Origin of the sequence: Massilia sp. PAMC28688, from assembly GCF_019443445.1 — a bacterium.
Taxonomy (GTDB): Bacteria; Pseudomonadota; Gammaproteobacteria; order Burkholderiales; family Burkholderiaceae_D; genus Telluria_A.
Genome location: NZ_CP080378.1, coordinates 636653 through 654910, shown reverse-complemented (window position 1 = coordinate 654910; position 18258 = coordinate 636653). Strand labels below are relative to the sequence as shown.

The window sequence follows — 18258 nt, the reverse complement described above, 5'->3', positions numbered from 1 at the left end:
TGATGGCGCTGTGTCGAAAATGCCATTGTAGCCGACGGTGCCGCGCCGCAGTGTGAGCACCTACGCCCCTTGCAGGCGCCGCAGCTGGGCTGCCTGGTAGGCGCCGAAGATGTCGTTGAAGAGGGTGCGCACCAGTGGGTCGTCGAGCAGGTCGGCGTGCTGCAGGTCGGCCTCGATGGCGTCGTCAAACGTGCCGCCGTTGATGCGCATGTACATGGTGGTGAGCGATTCGCCCAGCGCCAGCGCCCCGTGCAGTTTGGCGGCGGGAACCTCGGTGGTCCACGCGGGCGCCGCGCTGCCGGGCGCGATGGACGTGATCATGTCGCCATGGACCCGGTACCAGTATGGTCTGGCGGTGCCTTCGTGGTCGAATACGGACAGCTGCCACACGCGGGGCCGGGCAAAGTAGCTTTCCTCGTCCAGTTGCATGGCGCGGTACTTTTCCAGCAGCCCCGCGCTGCAATATGCATCGACCAGTGCCTGTTCGTCGTCGGTCAGCTTCCCGAATCGACGGGCGATGCTGGCGGTGGAAGGCACCGGAAGGAGCGGGTCATAATGGTAGTCCACATCCTGCTCACCCACCGGCTGCACCCATGGCAGCGGCGGCGCGGGGCGCACGCCGTCCTGGTCGAGCGTGACGGACACCGAGGGATTGAGCCGCACCACCTGCGTGCCGGGCAGCGCTGCCGCCATCTCGCGCGCGAAGCGGCGGTAGCTGACCGGGAAGTAGGCATGCCGGTACCAGGACCATGGCTCCTGCACGAACTGGCAGGAACTTGGCACCAGATAGCGCGGGGCCAGCATGGCGAGCTGCTCGAACCATTCTTCCGGCAGCGCCTCAGGCACCGGCTGCGCGCGGCCGGGCGACAGGACCGCCAGTTCGCGCATGGTCTGGAATGGCCACAGCACCATGTCCCAGCGCACGCTGTCGGCGTAGCGCGCCAGGCAGTCGCTGTCGATCCAGGCGTCGACCACGTTGAGGATATTGAGGCCTTCGGCCTGGATCTGGAACATGGAGTCGACGTCGGCGTCTAGCGCCTGGCGCGCAATGACGTCAAATGCGCCCACGCGGATCGGCTCATTGGTGCGCACCTGCTGCACCTGCGTGAAGCCGAGCGCGCGGATCATGTCGAACATTTCCTCGAACAGGCAGTACATGTAGATGGGCGTGGCGCGGTCAAGGTGCACCAGGCTGTCGAGCGAGCAGTGGTCGTCGTGGTAATGCGAGATGAATACCGCCGCCAGGCGCAGCCGGGCAATCTGCGCGTGGTCGAATGCCACGTCGGGGAAGGCATGGCAGTTGCGGCTGAAGGGATTTTCGACAATCGGGTCGAACGCGATCACGGTCTCGCCGCATGTAAACACGTAGCCTGCATGCAGGATGCGCGAGATCGTGATCGCCATGCTTATGCCAGCAAGTGCAGTACCGCCTTGGCGGCTTCTTCGGACGATGCCGGGTTCTGGCCCGTGATCAGGTTGCCGTCGGTGAGCACGTAGGATGCCCAGTCCGGGCCCTTGGAATACAGGCCGCCGTTATTCTTGAGCATATCCTCGACCAGGAACGGCACCACGTCGGTCAGGCCCACGGCTTGTTCTTCGGTGTTGGTAAAGCCTGTGACCTTTTTGCCGCTGACCAGGAATTTGCCGCCCGCTCCCTTGGCATGGCGCAGCACGCCCGGTGCATGGCACACGAGGGCGAGCGGCTTGCCCGAGGCGTGGGCCGCTTCGATCAGGCCGATGGAAGCCGGGTCTTCTGCCAGGTCCCACAGCGGGCCGTGGCCACCCGGGTAGAACACGGCGTCGAACCTGGCGAGCGCCATCTTGTCGAGGCGTTCGGTGCTCGCCAGCGCGGCCTGGGCCTGGGGATCGTCCTTGAAGCGGCGCGTGGCCGCGGTCTGGGCGTCGTCGGCGTCACTCTTGGGGTCAAGCGGCGGCTGGCCGCCGGCGGGCGAGGCCAGGGTGACGTTGGCGCCGGCGTCGCGGAACACGTAGTACGGCGCGGCGAATTCCTCGAGCCAGAAGCCGGTCTTCTTGCCGGTGCTGCCGAGCTGGTCGTGCGATGTCAGTACGATCAGAATATTCATGGCGCTCCTTTGCGGTAGGTGAACCGACAGGTTAGCACTTTCGGGGCAGCCGCGTTGGCGCCACGCCTAGCGCGCCAGGCTGGGAACGTAGGTGCGCGCGGGCCGGGGCAGGGCGTGCTGATCGTCGAAGCGGGCCAGTTCGCGCAAGGCCGTGTCGATCGAGGCGCACGCGAAGATGATCATGTCGCCGGCTTCGCAGCTGGCCATGGCCGCGCCAAAGGCGTCGCTCACATTGGTGATCGGGTGCATTGTGGCGCCGTGCATGCCGCCGTCGCGGGCGCCGTCCAGGATGCACTGCGCAGTGGCGCCGGGTTCCCGGCCGCGCGGATCGGCTTCGTATGCAAACAGTTCGTCGAATGCGCCGGCGCAGGCGCGGCCGATGGCGCGCAGGTCGGCGTCGCGCCGGTCGCCCGGGCTGGTGACCACGCCCACGCAGCGCCCGCGCGCGAGGGAACGCAACTGGCCAAGGGCAGCGTAGGCCGCAGGGTTATGGGCATAGTCCACCATTACCGCAATGCCGCGCCGGTAGTGCAGGTTGGCGCGCAGCGGATTGTTATCCTGGTCCGACACAAAGCTGGCCAGGCCGGCAGCGGTCTGCGCCGGCGTGAAGGACGCCGCCAACAGGGCTGCCGCTGCCGCCAGGCCGTTGGCTACGTTAAAGCGCGCGTGGCCATGCAGGGCGGCCGGCATGGCGCTGGCCTTGAGCAGCTCGATGCGGCGCGCGCCATCGCCCAGCATCAGCGTGCTGTCCTGGTACCAGGCTGCGCGGCCGCCCCCGTCCAGGTGGCGCAGCAAGATGGCGCTGTCGGCGCACATGGAAAAATAGATGCGCTGAACGCTCGCGTCCAGCGCCGGTTCCATGGCCATGCAAAATGGATCGTCCGCATTGAGCACCACCGCTTCCGATGCGCTCCTGGCCACCACCGCCTTGACCCGTGCCAGGTCGTCCACGGTCTCCACCCCGTCCAGCCCCAGATGGTCGGCTGACACGTTCAGCACCACCGCCACCGCGCACCGGTCAAACGCCAGGCCGCGCTTCAGGATGCCGCCGCGGGCCGTTTCCAGGACCGCCAGGTCGACTTCCGGCGAAGACAGCAGCAGGCGGGCCGAGTGAAAACCGGCGCAGTCGCCGGCCATCACGCGCTGGCCGTTGATGTAAATGCCTTCGGTGGTGGTAACGCCCGTGCCCAGCCCCGCCAGGCGCGCGCAGTGCGCGATCATCAGCGACGTGGTGGTCTTGCCGTTGGTGCCGGTGACGGCGATGACGGGAATGCGGCCGTCGCCGGCGCCGAACAGGGCGTCTAGGCAGATCACGCCGCCGCTGCCATCAAGACGCTGCTGGCGGCTACCCCAGCCAAGCTGGAACTGGCCGCTGTCGCCCCCGGTCCGGATGGCCGGAATGCCGCGCGCCAGGGCGGCGTTGACCACCACGGCCGTTTGCGGGTCCACGGCGCAGCCCTGGGCCAGTGCGGTCAGCTCGGCCAGATCGTCCTCGATCGCCACGTTCTCGCCCCGGGCCAGCCGGGCCACCACGTCCAGCGCCATGGCAAAGGCCTTTTGCGCCAGCGTTTCGAGCTGGTAGGCGACGATGATTTTGACTTGCTGCTGCTTGCCCTGCATGATGGCGGCAAAGCGGTGGTCGGGCGCGGCGCCCGCCATGCGCTGCAGTTCGAGCGTGACCTGGGCAACCGTCTCGGCCACGAAACTGCCGTTGGCCAGGGGCGCTGCGAACTGGTGCAGGCCGGGAAAGGTGGAGAGCAGATCGTGGCCAAAGCCGGGCAGGTCGCAGCTGAGCGTGCCGGACAGCTCGCCCATGTCGACCACGGTCTGCAGGCAGCGCTTCCTGGACCAGAGATTGGGGCCGCGCAGGATGCGCTGTTCGATGATTTTCATGGCTGGACAATCCGGGTAGCGAGGTGAAGGAAGTCGCTCAGCGCGCCGGGTTGTGCGCCGCCTGCAATGCGGTGGCTCCTACCTGCCGGCAAAATGTGCAGGCGCACGTCGAGCATTTCCGGTACTGCGCGCGGGTCGATGCTGTCGATGTCGGTGACCATGGAGCGCCCGTCAACCACGGTAACGGTGCCGGCGCCGATGATCTCGATGCCTTCGCCGGCGCCGATCAGCAGCGCCGTATCTTCATCGATGCCTATGCCGATCAGGCTCCTGTTCTGGGCCACCACGGTCAGCAGGCGGGACAGGCGGCGGCGCTGCGAAAAATGCTGGTCAATGATCACCCCGTGCAGGAAGCCCAGGCCCTTGCCCATGCCGACCGTGCCCTTGACCGGCTTGAGGCGTGCGCGCCCGTAGGTGAGCATGGCGTCCGACATGGCCGACGCGCCGGCGCTGGTGCCGGCCACGCAGGCGCCGCGGGCCAGGGCCGCATGCAGGGCCTGCGCCACGGCGGTGCCGCCCACCAGCGACAGCAGCCGCTTCTGGTCGCCGCCGGTCATGAAGATGCCGTCGGCGCTGTCGATGGCCGCCACCATGGCAGGATGGTTGGCGGCGGCGCGGCTTTCAATGTGAATCGGCACGCAGTGATGCGCGCCGAGTTGTGCAAATGCCCTCTGGTAGTCCTGCCACACCAGTTCACCGATCTTGCTGGCGGCGGTGAGGACGGCGATGCGGCCGGCCGGTCCTCCGCACAGGGTGACGAAGCGCTCCAGGATATGACGGGCATCCTCGCGGTCTTCGCTGCCCCCGATGATCAGGAGGCTTCCGGGTTTGCCAGCGGCGCCGTCGCTCATGCTGCCCCCGGGGCGGTGGCGCGCAGCCAGACCGCGGCAATGCGGTCGGCGCCGGCGTAGGCGTCGGTATCGAGTTCCTCGCCAAAGATGTCGGGATCGATTTCCTCGTAGGTCCATTCGAAACCTGCCTCGCGCAGGCGCGGCTCGAACTTGACCCGGAACGGGTCGGCGCTGGAAATCATGGCCACGCCCGTGTAGAGCAGCAGCGTGCCGCCGGGCGCGAGCCGCTCGATGGCGGCGCTGACCACGGCCAGCGAAAACGCGGCGCCCAGGTCGCCACCGCCATGGCGGTAGGTGCGCTGCTCACTGTCGACCAGGTAGGGCGGGTTGGCCACAATCAGGTCAAACTGGCCGTCGACGTTGTTGAGCATATTGCTGTTGACGGTGACGACGTTGCCGGCGCCGGCGATGCGCGCATTGACTTCGGCCAGCACCAGGGCGGCGGGATTGATGTCGGCGGCGAACACGGTCGCCTCGGGACAGGCCAGGGCGATGGCGATGGCTGCCGGACCGGCGCCGCAGCCGATATCGACGGCGCGCCTGACGGACGACGCCAGCGCGGGCAGGGCGCGCCGCAGTTCGCGCACGAAGCGGTAGGTATCGGGGCCAAAAAACACGGAATCGCTGGCAGTGGTGGGCCAGCTTGAGTGGAAGTACAGCTGGCCGCCCAGGGTGGAAGCGCGCACCGTGGCGCGCTGCATGCCTTCGCCGGCATCGCCATCGACCACGCCGGCGGCGCGCATCAGGTCCAGGATGTAGGGGCCGGGGACGGCATACCGGAATGGACGGTTCCAGCCAAAGATGGCGGGCAGGTCGTGCGCCAGCGCGGCGCTGGCGCGCTCATTGACACGCTTGTGCGTCAGCGGCGTGACGGTGGTGAATTCATAGGCATGCTGCTTGAGCGCGACGCCCAGTTTGACCAGCGCCGCCTTGCACTCGTCGCTGGCGGCGCCCTGGGGCAGCACCTGCTCGATGCGGTGTTCTTCGATGGAGATGACGGCTGCGCTCATGGCTCAACCCAGCAGGCGCACGAACATGCGGGTGGCCATCAGGCCTGCTGCGCTGTGGTGGCGCGCCGGGGACATCTGTTCAATCAGCAGGTTCATGGCATCGGCCTTGGTGGGGGCAAGGGCGACGGCCTGTTCCAGCGCGCGCAGCTGGTCGTCCTCGGCCGCGTGCTCACCGGCCAGGCCCTGGTAGGGATAGCGGATCAGGGTGCGCAGTGCATGCGGCGCCGGGCGCGGGGCGGCCACCGGTTCCAGGGCACGCTGGCGGGCGCGGAACGAGGGAATTCTTGTCGTGACGGCAGCGGCGGAAGCGTCTTGCGGCGTATTGATCCAGTCCGACAGGATCTGCTGCTCGTAGGGTGAAAAGACGCCGAACATTTCAGCACGTTCGCCCTGGATCAGGCGCCAGAAGCGGCTTTCCTCGGCCGGGGCCCCGCGCTTGATCCAGCCGGTGCGCTCAAAGGCGCGCAGCAATTCCGGAATCTGCGACTGGTCGGCCAGCCAGGCATTGATGGTCTTGCCGGCCACGCGGCAATAGTCGCCATGCATGTCCTGGCCCACTGCCGCCTTGCTGGCCATGATGCGCACCAACTCGGTTTCAAGGTCAAAGTCGTTGATGACGGAATTGGTGCTGGCGCCCAGCTCATTGAGGCGGTAGCCATTCTTGACACGGCGGTAGAAATCCCTGGGGTCGCGCGCGCGCGCCATCAGCCGCTGCAGCGCGTCCACCGCGTCATGCGCGTGGCCGGTGGCGGCATTGTCCACCGTGACGTGCAGCTGAAAATAATAGGGGTCGATGCCCAGCTCATTGAGTTCGTACGAGGTGATCAGCAGGTGCAGGGGCAGCTGTTCGTAGCCCAGGTTGTAGCCCACCATCTCGGGCAGGAAGCGCTCACCCCCGTAGGCCAGGGCCAGCTGGATGGCGCCCTGTTCAAAGTGGGCGTCGTCCAGATCATGCCAGTCATTGCAGGCATGGGTGTCGAGCAGGCGCTGGTACAGCGTGACGTGGTTCTTGGCCGGCAGGCCGTCGCCCAGCTCTTCGACGTAGGTCTTGATCAGGGGGCGAAATTCGTTTTCATGCCAGCGACGCAGGCAGCTGAACAGCCAGGCGCCATCGACCAGCTTGGTGGGCGCCACGCAGCGCAGGAAGTACAGGGCGTGCGCACGGTTGGAGAAATAGCGGCGCGGGGCGCCGGCCTTGCGTTCGGCGAGATAGTCGCGATACAGCTTGCCAATGGCGGCGCTGCGCGGTGCGGCCCACCCGGCCAGCTCGGCGGGGTTTTCCGGCAGGTCGCAGGGCAGGGCCAGGCTGGCGCCAATCTGACGTTCGAGATAGGCGTCAATGTCCCGCTCGCAGTCTTCGGCCATGCCGTGGGCAAGCTGCTCGTACAGGGTGCGCGACGGGCTGCCGCTGGCCAGGACCGGGCTGGGCGCATTCAGGGTAGCGCTGCCGTCCTGCTGGTAAGGGCATGAAGTAAGCATGGGATCGTCATTTCACATCGAAAAACTTATTATGCCCGTGTCAACATTCTTGACCTATCGGCAGCGGAGCTGTGTTCGTGTAAGACAACGATTACGAACGACCGTGTGTCGGCGGGCTGGCAGGCGAGTTTAATATTTAACAGGGCCGAGTCCGGGCCGTGCGCCAGCTATTGCTTCAGAGCAAAGGCGTCAGAGCAAGGTGACCGGCATGCCGCGCCGGCTGGCGCTGCCGGCCATGCCGGCCGTAATGGCGATGATGCCGATATCCAGGTCGGAGGCAAACAGGCCGAGGCCGCGCTGCAGGGCATTTTCCATGGCCCCGCCTTCTGCCAGCCATTGGTAGACCGTGTGGGCGAGCAGGTGCGGAATGATCTGTTCTCCCTGTCCGGTGACGGTGACGGCGCCAGCCTTGCCGGCATAAAATCCACTGCCTACCAGCGGCGTATCGCCCACCCGGCCGGACAGGGCCGGCGCGCTGCCACCGGTAGAGGCGGCGACGCCAAAATGGCCATTGCTGTCGCGCACGACCGCGCCCACCGTGTCGCAGGCGTAGCGCACCGGTTCCGGCGGCGGCAGCTGGTAATTCCACAGCATGCCGAACGGGCCGGCGTCGGGGGCCAGGGCGCTGATCAGGGCGCGGTGGACAATGCCGGCCTTGTCGGACGGCTGGTAATAGTCGGCATGGCCGCCCACCCGGGCAAAGCGCAGCGCGCCCTCGCCACACAGCATGCGGTGGGGGCTGGCGGCCACGTCGCGCGCGACCAGGACCGGGTTCTTGACGCGGCGGAGACAGGCCACCGCCCCCAGACGGCCCTGGCTGTCCATGACGGCCGCGTCCATTTCGATGGTTTCGCCATCCAGGCCCAGGATGGCGCCGCTGCCGGCATTGAAGCGGCCATCGTCTTCCATGGCGACTACGGCGGCTATCGCTGCCGCCAGTGCATCATTGCCACGGTCCAGTTCCGCGCGGGCGCAGCCGGCTGCACTGGCGCAGCCATCGCTGTCGCGTTCAAATCCGCCAACGCCACCGTGGACGATGATGGCGGCTGTTTCATGTAGATTAATCATCAGGGGCTTCGTCATGAGCAAGTAGATGATTATCCGCCGCGGCGCGGCCAGCATGCGTGTGGTGCTTAACGCTATGCAGTATTTATGGCGGCGCCCCGGGCGGGCCCGGAGCGGGAGCACCACCGTCCGACGCGCTGGTGCCGGACGCGGCAGCGTGACTATCGGTAGCACGGCGGCGTGATGGCTCGGACAGCACGCGCAGGATCAGGGGCTCGGGCAAGCCCTGCGAACTCATGAAGCGCCATGCGGCCACCGAGCCGTGGCTGGTGTCGCAGGCAATGCCTTGCTCGACGATGAGCCTGGTTTTGGTGTCGTTTCGGTCTTGCTGATGCACGCGTCAATCTCTCTTGAGTTTGTTAGCTGTACGCAAAAGTTCAGGCAAACATATAAATGGCAGAGGACAGCGGCGCGGGGGTTGGGCGCATTCGCCTTGTAACTGTTGATGGCTTAATTGATTGCCCACGATAGCACTGATTGCGGCGCTTGCGCCATGCAGTGTGCATGAAAAGAGAATATTTGTATTTACCGCGACTCAGATTGATTCTGTTTCGCCTGACGTGCTCTCTTCCAGTGATCTGTTGGACAATTGGTGCCACGGGCGGCGCGCCGGCGTATCCGGGTGCCGCAAGTTTGTATTGGACTACAGTTGAGCGATATCAAATACTCAAAGAGTGCAGCACGTAACCTAGCATCTCGGCCTTTTGCTGAGTCAATTGGGGAGACTGTATGTTTGCTGATCCATTGTTGCCGCTGCTGCGGCCACCTCCCGTTCCGGGCCGGGAACCATGAGGCGCTACTTTGTCACGCTGGGCGCACCCACCAGTGCAGGCGGGCGCGTGATTTCCGCCAGCAGCGCCAGCCATATCGAAGGGGCGGCCATCGCGCTCGAGGGCGACCTGGTCGCTTGTCCCGTATGTAATACCACCGGGAAAATCGGCTGTGTCGGGCCCCGGATCCCGGAAACCTGGAACGGGCGCAATGTAGCGCTGGAAAATGATTTGTGTATTTGCCGCTGCGATTCCCCACCACGCCTGCTCACCAGCCAGGTCCTGCGCAGCCAGGTAATCAAGGACAGTGGCAGGGCACTGTCCAATCCCTTGCCCCCTCATCCCGAGCGCGGCACTGCCGGGCAGGTGTACGCCGGGCAATTCCAGCTTATTGACGAGGATAGCGGCATGCCGGTGGGCGGCCGCCAGTATGCGCTGGTACGGGGCAGTGGCAAGATAGAATTCGGCACCGGCGACAGCCTGGGCCTGACCCATGTGCTGTCAGCGACGGCCCAGCCGGAATACGTGGAAATCTATGTGCAGGGGCCGCTTGCCTCGGCCTCCCTCATTTCACCCTCGGGCACCGTGCTGCATCATCGCATGCGGATACGCACCGTGCCGGTGGCCAATGCGGCGCCGCGCCAGGTCCGCGTGCGCGGCTGTCTGGGCACCGAGCCCGTATCGGTCGAGCGGGGCGACGAACTGGTGACCTTTCTGCCGGAGACCGGTCCCTGAGGCGGCAGGCGCGGCAGCCTCTCACACCGGCGGCAGTGCCAGCAGGGCCGCGCCGTAGGAGTTATCCACCATGCAGCGCCACTTGTCGTCTGCGCCACGCCGGAACACATAATTGGCATTGCGCGTTTCCAGGCTGGGCGAGGCGCTTTTCATGTTGGCGCGCACATTGGTCTGGGCAATGACCAGCGCCGTGTCGCCCGCTTCGATCACGATCGTGTCGCCCTGGGTGACATACAGCGTGTGCTGGAAGTGCTCGGCCAGCGCCGCCAGGGCCTTGCGGATTTCGGTCTTGCCGTTGGCGGCCCTTCCCGGCACCACCACCAGCGTGGCGTCGTCGGTATAAAAGTCCATGGCCGCATCGAAGTCTTCGCGGTTGATCGCGTCGTTGGCCGCGGCGATCATGGCATTGATTGGGTGTGTGTGCATTGCTGCTTTCGATTGGGTTGAACAGCTGCTGGCTGGTAGTGTAGCAGGCGATGCGGTAAGCTCCCATCTCTCAAGTCAAGCAGGGGTGCCGTGTGAAGCTGCAGCACAAAAAAGTCGCCGCCGTGGTGCTGGCGCTGGCCGTCGCAGGCGCCGCCGTCTGGTACCTGGGCGCGCGCCCGCAAACATCACTGGTGGCCAAAGTGACCCGCCTGGCGGACAGGGCGCCGCCCACTGTCATGGGCTGGCAGGCCGGGATCACCGATCTGGCAGGCGGCTTCGATGACCCCTACGGCGTGGCGCTCGACGCCGCCGGCGTGGTGTATGTGGCCGACGCCGGGGACCAGAACCGGATTCGTCGCATCGGGCCGGACGCCGCGGTGGCCGACGTGGCCGGCGGCATCGAGGGCTTTGCCGATGGTACCGGGGCGGCGGCGCGCTTCCATACCCCATCGGGCATCGCCTTTGACGCGCGCGGCAACCTGATTGTGGCCGATACCGGCAATCATGCCATCCGCATGGTCACGCCCGCCGGCGTGGTGACCACCCTGGCAGGCACGGGCAGCGCCGGCTTTGCCGACGGGCCGGGTGGGCAGGCACAGTTCAATGGGCCGATCGGCGTGGCCCTGGACAAGGCCGGCAATATCTATGTGGCCGACACCTATAACGACCGTATCCGCCGCATCGGTACCGATGGCATGGTCAGCACGGTGGCCGGCAGCGGAACGCCGGGCCAGCTCGATGGCCCGGCCGCTGCCGCCATGTTCGATACGCCGGTGGCCATTGCCAGCAGTGCCGACGGCGTGCTGTATGTGGCCGATATCAGGAACGGCGCCATTCGCCGCATCGGACGCGACGGCCAGGTGGCCACGGTGGCACACAGCGTGCCCGATGTGGACGATCCCCTGCTGCGCCGGCCCCTTGCGCTGGCGCTGACGGCCGACGGCTACCTGTATGTGGGCGACATGGCGCGCGGACGCATCCTGCAGATTTCGCCGGCAGGGCAGCTGGGCGGCCTGACCGGGATCGGCATCGACATCGACGTTGGCGACGCCAGGTCGGCGCGGCTGGCACGGCCGGCGGGCATTGCGCTCGACAGGCGCGGTGCGCTGATTGTGGCCGATGCCGGTGCGCGCCTGGTGCGCAAGGTGGCGCCAGGGCGGCCCGGTCCTGCCGCCGGGGGCATTGCGGGGCCGGCACCGGTGGTACCGGCCGCGCCCTTTCCGTGGCCGCTGGCGCCGCAAGACCGGGCGCACGAAGTGGTGGGCGTGGTGGGCGAGGCGCGCGGCAGCTATGACGGCGAGGCCCTGCATCACTTCCACAATGGCCTCGACGTCCAGGGCGCCATGGGCGTGCCGGTGCTGTCGGTGTCGCGCGAAAAGGTCAGCAGCCCGCTGCCCGTGGGCGGCGTCAATTCGGTGGGCGAGGGGATTGGCTTCGATAATTTCACCTACTACCACCTGCGCGTGGGGCGCACTGCCAGCAATGCGGCGCTCGATCCGGCGCGGTTTGCCATCGTCAAGGACGACAAGGGCAAGCCGGAACAGGTGCGGGTGCGGCGCGGCACGCGCTTTGAGGTGGGCGATTCGCTCGGTACCGTCAACAGCATGTACCACGTGCACCTGGTGTACCACGCCGCGGGCAGGGTGGCCAATGCCCAGATGCTGCCGCTGCCTGGCTTTCGCGACAGCGTGATTCCCACCATCGATGCCGTCACCTTGCGCGACGCGGGCGGCGCCACGCTCAAGGCGCGGGCGGGCAAGCGCCTGCTGGTGCCGCGCAGTGCCGGACCCCTGTCGATTGTGGTGGAGGCCTATGACCAGGCCGACGGCAACGCGGCGCGGCGCAAGCTTGGCCTGTACAGGGTTGGGTATCAGCTGCTGGGCGCAGATGGCACGCCCCTGGCGGGCTACGAGCAGCCGGTGGTGAACATCGAATTCAACCGGCTGCCGCCGGACCGCGAGAGCGTACAGGTGGCGTATGCCAGGGACAGCGGCATCACCGTGTATGGCAGCGCGCGTACGCGCTTTTTGTACGTGGTGACCAACGTGGTGCGCGATGGCGCGGCGCGCGCCGGCAGCTGGAGCGCGGCGCAGCTGGCCCCGGGCGACTACGTGATCCGCATCCTGGCGGCCGACTATGCGGGCAACGAGGCGGTGCAGCGGCGCGACCTGCCCATTACCGTGGTGGAGGGCTGATGCCGATGGGCCGGGTGCTGCGGGCGAGGGTGTCGCGCGGGTAGTAGCGCCGCATGGCCTGCCACCACAGGCCCGACCTGACCGATGCCCGGAGCTCGCGTTCGAGCACGCTGCGGTCGTCGTCGCGCAGCGATGTGCGCGACAGGTAGATGCCGCTTTTGATCCACGGCAGCTCCACCAGCGGTTCCACGCGCAGGCGGCGAACCAGGTCTGCGGTACGTATATCATCGCTGGCGCCGGCAATGAAGACACTGGCCGGCATGATCGTGACGTCGGCCAGCGAGCCGGCCAGCATGCGGGCCACGGTCTGCGGGTCGGGCTGCAGGTAGACCCGGCCCTGCGCCTGCAGGGTGGCCAGCATGGCGCGGTAGGCATCGCCGTAGTCGTAACCGCGTACCAGGACCACGCGCAGGTCGCGCCGCGCCAGCAGGTCGTCAATGGAGCGCAGGCGGGCGCGCGTCGAATTGACCGAGATCATGACGGGCCGGGTTTCAAACATGGGAATGAAGATGCCGTGCCGATCGCGACGCTCGACCTGGGTGGCGGCCACCAGGATGTCGGCCTGGCCGCTGGCGAACATGGTTTCCTGGCGCACACGCGGCGCCACTGACCAGACAAAGGTGCAGCCGGCGCGGGCTCCCACCAGCGTCAGCATTTCCGGGAACAGGCCGCCCACGCCGTTCCGGCTGATCGTGACGCTGTGGCCGCTCGCTGCCACCGGGACACTGATGGGACGCGAGCAGCCGGCCGCGGCCGGGGCCAGTGCGGTACTGGCAAGGATGGCGCAGGCAAGGGCGTGACGGACAAGCTTCATGGCTTCCTTGCGCAGTTCAGTAAGAGGCTGGCCTGATTCTCCACGAATGGGCGCGAATTGCAAGGACCACGTGCGCGGGCGAAAAAAATCCCGGACACGCCGGGATCGCTGGTGCTGGGAAATCAGGCGTTGGCCAGGTCCAGGCTGGCGCCCTGGCGGCGCCCGGCGTAGCGGCTCACCGACAGGTCGTCGAACGGAATGGCGGGGCGCCGGGCCGACATCAGGTCGGCCAGCATCTGGGCCGAGCCGCAGGACATGGTCCAGCCCAGCGTGCCATGGCCGGTATTGAGGAACAGATTGTTCAGCGGGGTGCGGCCGACGATGGGGGTGCCGTCCGGCGTCATGGGACGCAGGCCGGTCCAGAACGAGGCCTGGGCCGTGTCGCCGGCGCCGGGGAACAGGTCGTTGACCACCATTTCCAGCGTGGCACGGCGGCGCGGGTTCAGGCGCAGGTCAAAGCCGGCAATTTCCGCCATGCCACCGACCCGGATGCGGTCGTCGAAGCGGGTGACGGCAATCTTGTAGCTCTCGTCCAGGATGGTCGAGACCGGCGCCCGGGACGCATCCGTGATGGGGACGGTGATCGAGTACCCTTTCATCGGATAGACGGGGATGTCGACCAGCGAGCCGAGCAGTGTGGTCGAATGCGCGCCCAGGGCCACCACATACGCGTCGCCCTGCACCAGTTCGCTGCCGCAATGCACGCCCGTTATGCTGCCGCCACTGGCGGCCAGGCGGTCGATGGCGACGTTGTAGCGAAATTTCACGCCAAGCTGTTCTGCCATGGCGGCCAGGCGCGTGGTGAACAGCTGGCAGTCGCCGGTCTCGTCATTGGGCAAGCGCAGGGCACCGACCAGCTTGTCCTTGACCCAGGCCAGGGCCGGCTCGGCATTGCCCAGCTGGTCGCGGGTCAGCAGTTCGTAGGGAACGCCGGAATCCTGGAGCACCTTGATATCCTTGGCGGCGCTGGCAAACTGTTGTTCCGTACGGAACAACTGCATGGTGCCGCGCTGCCGGCTTTCATAGCTGATGCCGGCCTCGTCGCGCAGTTCCTTGAAGCAGTCGCGGCTGTACTCGGCCAGGCGCACCATGCGTTCCTTGTTCACGCTGTAGCGTTCGGCCGTGCAATTGCGCAGCATGGCCCACATCCACTTGAGCTGGGCGGCGGTGCCGTCCGGCGTGATCGACAGGGGCGAGTGGCGCTGCAACATCCATTTCATGGCCTTGAGCGGGATGCCGGGCGCGGCCCACGGGGAAGCGTAGCCAGGGGAAATCTGGCCCGCATTGGCAAAGCTGGTCTCCAGCGCCGGTGCCGGCTGGCGGTCGATGACCGTCACTTCATGGCCGGCTTTTGCCAGGTAGTAAGCGCTGGTAACGCCGATGACGCCGCTACCGAGAATCACTACACGCATGCTTGCCCCTTAATTAGATGGATTTTCGAGAATATCGGCTATATTATTGGGTTTTCACCAGTGTTTGTTCACGTAAAAGCTCGCCTATTTGGTGGAAGTTAATGAGAATCCAGAAAGAATCAAGCCGTACCCTCGATAAACTCGATCGGCATATCCTGCACATCCTGCAACAGGAGGGCCGCATCTCGATGAAGGAGCTGGGGGAACGGGTGGGGTTGTCGGTCACCCCCTGCATCGAGCGGGTCAAGCGCATGGAGCGCGACGGGGTGATCAGCGGCTATTACGCGCGGGTCGATCCCGCCGCCGTGGGGGCCAAATTGCTGGTGTTCGTGGAAATTACGCTCAACCAGAAATCAGCCTCGGCCTTTGAGCAGTTCCGGCGCGAAGTGCTGCGCATTCCCGAAGTGCAGGAATGCCACCTGGTGTCGGGCGACTTTGATTACCTGATCAAGGCGCGCATCCACGAAATGGCTGAATACCGTAAATTGCTGGGCGACATGCTGCTGGAATTGCCGGGTGCGGCCCAGTCGCGCAGCTATGTGGTCATGGAAGAAATCAAGGAAACGCTGGTGCTGGCAACCCAGTAAGGCGTGCCCACCGCCCGGTGCTCAGGCTGGCTGAAGTTGCAGCACGGCCCGCACATCGCCCACCGTCATGCCCCGGGCATTCTTGATCAGTGGCTGGCGGAAGGACTCCAGCTGCGCCCGCTGCTCCAGGCCCAGCAGCCCGAGCTGATCAAGCACACTGCAGGTTGCCACGTGCAGCGCCCGCACGCCACCGTCGGCAATCTTGATGGCAATGCCCAGGCCTGCGGAGCGCACGCCGATGGTTTGCACCGCATCGGCCCCCACCTTGCTGACCCAGTCGCCTTCGCCGGCCCGCATGTAGGCCAGGTCGCAGCGCCCTTCGCCCGAAACCAGGTCCGGGAAGCGCGTCATGGCCTGGTACAGCTCGCCCATCGCCGGGCCCAGTACGGGATCCTTGCTGCCGCTTGCGAGGCGGGCAAACAGCTGTGCCAGGGTGGACAGGGGCAGGGCGTAATTGGGCGCCGAGCAGCCATCCATGCCCACCGGCATGGCTGACTCCGGCACGCCCACGGCCGCGGCCAGCGTGCGCCGGATTGCCTGCTGCAGCGGATGGTCGCGCTGGACATAGCCGCTGGTGGGCACGCCGTGCAGGCGGCACCACGCAAGGAAACCGCTGTGCTTGCCGGAACAGTTGTGGTGGACTGAACGCCATGCCTGCACCGGGGGCGTGACCCCCATGCTGTCGTAATACAGCGGCACCTGGCAGCCACAGGCAAGATGGGTTTCGTCCAGGCCGGTCTTGGACAGGATCGATTGCACCACCTGCAAGTGTTTTTCTTCAGCCGAATGGCTGGCACACATGAGGGCCAGTTCCCCGCTTGTCAGGCCCATGCGTGCCGTCCCATCGCTGAGCAGGAAGGGCAGTGCCTGGAAGGGCTTGAGCGCCGAACGGGTAAAGGTGAGAAAGTCCGGGTCGCCCGCGTACCAGAGCAGCTTGCCGCCGGCATCGACCACGGCCACCGAACCCATGTGCACGTTTTCGGTGGTATAGCCGGTGTCGGCATAGCCGCGCGTGGTGTGGACCAGGGGAACAGGATGCATGGTGGCGCCGCCATAGAGACCAGGAGCTTCCATGGTAGCCGGGAATGGGCGGCAGCGTCAAAAGCTGGTGGGCATGCGCACGGTGAGCGAGACATCGGGCGTATCGCGCGTGAGCCCGGCGCCCACCGACACGTTGATGCTGCGCCGCTCGCTGCTGCGGTAGGACATGCCCAGCAGCAGCGTGCCCAGCTGGGTGCGCACGGAACCGGCGACCGGCACCCCGTCCTGGCGGGTTCGGCCAATGGTGCTGTGGTCGTAACCCAGGCTCAGCGCCGCCTGCTCGTTCAGGCCGAGTCCCACGCCGATATTGAAGCCGGCAATGTCACCGGCCTTGACGTCGCCCAGAAATTCCTTTTCTCCGCCCAGCACCGTGCGGCTGACATTGTTGCGCCGGAAGTTATGCAGATAGCTGACACTGCCGAAGAACACGGCGGGATCGGAGGGAAACAGCCAGGTCAGGCCGGCCTGGATTGCGTGAAAGCCCGAGCCGGTTGGCAAGTCCAGGGGCAGGCCGGTACCGCTGGCATTGGGGCCGATGCAGCGCCGCGCACAATCGGTGACGACACTGAAGGGGTCGCGCCCGGTGCGCGACTTCCAGCGCAGGGAGCCGACGTAAAAGGGCTGGTTCGGCCCGCCCCGGTTTAGCTGCAGGCGCAGGCCGGCTTCCGCGTCGCCCACATGCTTGCCACTGGTGGAAAATACATTCTCCACTGCCGTGCCGGTAAATATTTCGCGGCTGACCGTGGCGTCGGAACGATACACGTAAGGCAGCTTGGCTTCCACCTCGAGGCGCTTGCTGACGCCATAGCGGGCGCCGAAAATGGCGGTGGTGGTATTGCGCTTGACTTCGCGCACATCCACCAGGCCGATCAGCAGGGCGGGAATGATGGTGTAACCGACCAGGGCCACGCGGTTGCTCGATGAATACCCGAACTGCAGTGCCGGCTCCAGGACAAGCTTGCCCTGTGGCGTGAGGACACCAGGCTGCTCGAACAGGGGCGCCACCGCGGGCGGCCGGGGGGCAGCGGTCGGGGAGCGCCGAGCCTGCCGGGGCCCCTGGGCCAGGGCAAGAGCTGGGCGGGCGGGCGCTGCCGGGAACGGCAAAGGCAAGGACTGCGCCCCCTGGATGCCAGGGTCCGTGGCTGGCGGCTTGCCCGTGCCCCGGCTGGCCTGCAGCGCGTCGGGTAGCACGGGGGGCGCCGCGCGCCCGGCAAGGTCCCGCCGCAGCGCATCGATCAGTTCGCGCTGCTCGGTCAGCTGGCGCTGGAGGTCAGCAAGCTGGGCCTGCACGGGTGGCGTTGCCGGTGTCTGGCCATGTGCCAGCGACACAGGGAGCAGGGCTGCCAGCGCGGCGTAGCGCAGTTGCCGGGGCAGCTTGGGCATCATCCTGGCCCTCATCAGTTCGCCGCTGCAGCGCGCGCCAGGGCGTCGCTCAACTGCCCTTGAAAATTGATTGCGTCAAGCAGGGTTGCGCTGTTGACGGCAGCGTGTATGGTGGTCTGGCTGCCAATGTGCTGATCACTGAGCGTATTCTGGATGAGCATGCCGGCTCCCACGTCAGGCGCCAACCCAGCCGGCATGGCCTGGGTGCTGCCATTTTGCACGAGCAGCATGGCCGGGGCGCCGGGTCCCGGATGTCCTTGGCGGCCGTGCAGCACCGTCCATGCGCTGCGCGCTACCATGACCCCGTTGATGGCCACGCGCTGTTCGATGCCGAAGGAAAGGTGCAAGCCTGGCGCCACGGTAAAGCCGCCGCGCAGGGCGGCCAGGCGGGCTGCCGCAACGGGCTGCCAGTCGTGCGGCGTGGCAGCTGCCACGGGCGTTTGCAGCGCCACCAGCGTGAGGATCAGGCCTGGCAGGCAGCGCACCATGCATAAATGATTGCGTAACTTCATG

General features: G+C 66.4%; 17 protein-coding genes. 3 read left to right on the top strand and 14 right to left on the bottom strand.

The annotated features are described in order from the left end of the window. Positions 1-60: 60 nt before the first annotated feature. The 8 genes from KY495_RS02925 to KY495_RS02890 form a co-directional block, all read right to left on the bottom strand. A complete protein-coding gene (locus KY495_RS02925; RefSeq protein WP_219882274.1) occupies positions 61-1404 on the bottom strand; it encodes an MBL fold metallo-hydrolase in 1344 nt (447 codons plus the stop codon). A 2-nt stretch (positions 1405-1406) separates the two neighbouring features. Beyond that, the gene (locus tag KY495_RS02920; RefSeq protein ID WP_219882273.1) at positions 1407-2084 is read right to left on the bottom strand and encodes a type 1 glutamine amidotransferase domain-containing protein; all 678 of its coding nucleotides are present in this window, start codon (positions 2082-2084) and stop codon (positions 1407-1409) included. Between the two features lie 66 nt (positions 2085-2150). Further along, positions 2151-3977 carry a Mur ligase family protein gene (locus tag KY495_RS02915; RefSeq protein ID WP_219882272.1) on the bottom strand — a complete coding sequence of 609 codons (1827 nt, stop codon included), beginning with the start codon at positions 3975-3977 and terminating at the stop codon, positions 2151-2153. Further along, the gene (locus tag KY495_RS02910; protein ID WP_219882271.1) at positions 3974-4828 is read right to left on the bottom strand and encodes a cyanophycinase; all 855 of its coding nucleotides are present in this window, start codon (positions 4826-4828) and stop codon (positions 3974-3976) included. Before KY495_RS02910 ends, KY495_RS02915 begins: the two co-directional genes overlap by 4 nt. Beyond that, a complete protein-coding gene (locus tag KY495_RS02905) occupies positions 4825-5838 on the bottom strand; it encodes a class I SAM-dependent methyltransferase (protein WP_219882270.1) in 1014 nt (337 codons plus the stop codon). The genes KY495_RS02910 and KY495_RS02905 overlap by 4 nt, the downstream gene beginning before the upstream one ends. A gap of 3 nt (positions 5839-5841) precedes the next feature. Next, entirely contained in the window at positions 5842-7317 is a 1476-nt protein-coding gene (locus KY495_RS02900; protein WP_229518478.1) for an iron-containing redox enzyme family protein, read from the bottom strand. 189 nt (positions 7318-7506) lie between these two features. Beyond that, positions 7507-8385 (bottom strand): isoaspartyl peptidase/L-asparaginase, encoded by an 879-nt coding sequence (locus KY495_RS02895; protein WP_219882269.1) that lies wholly within the window; start codon positions 8383-8385, stop codon positions 7507-7509. A gap of 82 nt (positions 8386-8467) precedes the next feature. After that, positions 8468-8719 (bottom strand): hypothetical protein, encoded by a 252-nt coding sequence (locus tag KY495_RS02890; RefSeq protein WP_219882268.1) that lies wholly within the window; start codon positions 8717-8719, stop codon positions 8468-8470. Positions 8720-9170: 451 nt separating this feature from the next. On the opposite strand from KY495_RS02890, the gene KY495_RS02885 reads away from it, so the two are divergent. Next, positions 9171-9887, top strand: coding sequence for a PAAR domain-containing protein (locus KY495_RS02885; protein WP_219882267.1), 717 nt, complete (start codon positions 9171-9173; stop codon positions 9885-9887). Positions 9888-9908: 21 nt separating this feature from the next. Here the strand turns inward: KY495_RS02885 and KY495_RS02880 are convergent, their stop codons facing one another. Then, the gene (locus tag KY495_RS02880; RefSeq protein ID WP_219882266.1) at positions 9909-10313 is read right to left on the bottom strand and encodes an SgcJ/EcaC family oxidoreductase; all 405 of its coding nucleotides are present in this window, start codon (positions 10311-10313) and stop codon (positions 9909-9911) included. A 92-nt stretch (positions 10314-10405) separates the two neighbouring features. Between KY495_RS02880 and KY495_RS02875 the strand changes: the two genes are divergently transcribed. Continuing rightward, positions 10406-12508, top strand: coding sequence for a gluconolaconase (locus KY495_RS02875; protein WP_219882265.1), 2103 nt, complete (start codon positions 10406-10408; stop codon positions 12506-12508). Here KY495_RS02875 and KY495_RS02870 read toward each other — a convergent pair. Both KY495_RS02870 and KY495_RS02865 read right to left on the bottom strand, forming a co-directional pair. Beyond that, complete coding sequence (locus tag KY495_RS02870) at positions 12489-13322, bottom strand: ABC transporter substrate-binding protein (protein ID WP_219882264.1); 834 nt, start codon at positions 13320-13322, stop codon at positions 12489-12491. The genes KY495_RS02875 and KY495_RS02870 overlap by 20 nt on opposite strands. Before the next feature lie 122 nt (positions 13323-13444). Further along, complete coding sequence (locus KY495_RS02865) at positions 13445-14734, bottom strand: D-amino acid dehydrogenase (RefSeq protein ID WP_219882263.1); 1290 nt, start codon at positions 14732-14734, stop codon at positions 13445-13447. A 101-nt stretch (positions 14735-14835) separates the two neighbouring features. On the opposite strand from KY495_RS02865, the gene KY495_RS02860 reads away from it, so the two are divergent. Beyond that, complete coding sequence (locus KY495_RS02860) at positions 14836-15321, top strand: Lrp/AsnC ligand binding domain-containing protein (RefSeq protein WP_219882262.1); 486 nt, start codon at positions 14836-14838, stop codon at positions 15319-15321. Positions 15322-15342: 21 nt separating this feature from the next. Here KY495_RS02860 and KY495_RS02855 read toward each other — a convergent pair whose 3' ends face one another. The 3 genes from KY495_RS02855 to KY495_RS02845 are packed head-to-tail and all read right to left on the bottom strand — an operon-like array spanning position 15343 to position 18257. Then, the gene (locus KY495_RS02855; protein ID WP_229518477.1) at positions 15343-16395 is read right to left on the bottom strand and encodes an asparaginase; all 1053 of its coding nucleotides are present in this window, start codon (positions 16393-16395) and stop codon (positions 15343-15345) included. 24 nt (positions 16396-16419) lie between these two features. Beyond that, the gene (locus tag KY495_RS02850; RefSeq protein ID WP_229518476.1) at positions 16420-17760 is read right to left on the bottom strand and encodes an autotransporter outer membrane beta-barrel domain-containing protein; all 1341 of its coding nucleotides are present in this window, start codon (positions 17758-17760) and stop codon (positions 16420-16422) included. Continuing rightward, on the bottom strand, positions 17760-18257 hold the full coding sequence (locus tag KY495_RS02845) for a hypothetical protein (protein ID WP_219882261.1): 498 nt from the start codon (positions 18255-18257) through the stop codon (positions 17760-17762). The genes KY495_RS02850 and KY495_RS02845 overlap by 1 nt, the downstream gene beginning before the upstream one ends. Position 18258: the final 1 nt, after the last annotated feature.

Excerpts from the sequence above, each read along its gene's own strand:
- KY495_RS02925 (WP_219882274.1), bottom strand. The coding sequence starts at position 1,404 with ATGGCGATCACGATCTCGCGCATCCTGCATGCAGGCTACGTGTTTACA.
- KY495_RS02920 (WP_219882273.1), bottom strand. The coding sequence starts at position 2,084 with ATGAATATTCTGATCGTACTGACATCGCACGACCAGCTCGGCAGCACC.
- KY495_RS02915 (WP_219882272.1), bottom strand. The coding sequence starts at position 3,977 with ATGAAAATCATCGAACAGCGCATCCTGCGCGGCCCCAATCTCTGGTCC.
- KY495_RS02910 (WP_219882271.1), bottom strand. The coding sequence starts at position 4,828 with ATGAGCGACGGCGCCGCTGGCAAACCCGGAAGCCTCCTGATCATCGGG.
- KY495_RS02905 (WP_219882270.1), bottom strand. The coding sequence starts at position 5,838 with ATGAGCGCAGCCGTCATCTCCATCGAAGAACACCGCATCGAGCAGGTG.
- KY495_RS02900 (WP_229518478.1), bottom strand. The coding sequence starts at position 7,317 with ATGCTTACTTCATGCCCTTACCAGCAGGACGGCAGCGCTACCCTGAAT.
- KY495_RS02895 (WP_219882269.1), bottom strand. The coding sequence starts at position 8,385 with ATGATTAATCTACATGAAACAGCCGCCATCATCGTCCACGGTGGCGTT.
- KY495_RS02885 (WP_219882267.1), top strand. The coding sequence starts at position 9,171 with ATGAGGCGCTACTTTGTCACGCTGGGCGCACCCACCAGTGCAGGCGGG.
- KY495_RS02880 (WP_219882266.1), bottom strand. The coding sequence starts at position 10,313 with ATGCACACACACCCAATCAATGCCATGATCGCCGCGGCCAACGACGCG.
- KY495_RS02870 (WP_219882264.1), bottom strand. The coding sequence starts at position 13,322 with ATGAAGCTTGTCCGTCACGCCCTTGCCTGCGCCATCCTTGCCAGTACC.
- KY495_RS02865 (WP_219882263.1), bottom strand. The coding sequence starts at position 14,734 with ATGCGTGTAGTGATTCTCGGTAGCGGCGTCATCGGCGTTACCAGCGCT.
- KY495_RS02860 (WP_219882262.1), top strand. The coding sequence starts at position 14,836 with ATGAGAATCCAGAAAGAATCAAGCCGTACCCTCGATAAACTCGATCGG.
- KY495_RS02855 (WP_229518477.1), bottom strand. The coding sequence starts at position 16,395 with ATGGAAGCTCCTGGTCTCTATGGCGGCGCCACCATGCATCCTGTTCCC.
- KY495_RS02850 (WP_229518476.1), bottom strand. The coding sequence starts at position 17,760 with ATGAGGGCCAGGATGATGCCCAAGCTGCCCCGGCAACTGCGCTACGCC.
- KY495_RS02845 (WP_219882261.1), bottom strand. The coding sequence starts at position 18,257 with ATGAAGTTACGCAATCATTTATGCATGGTGCGCTGCCTGCCAGGCCTG.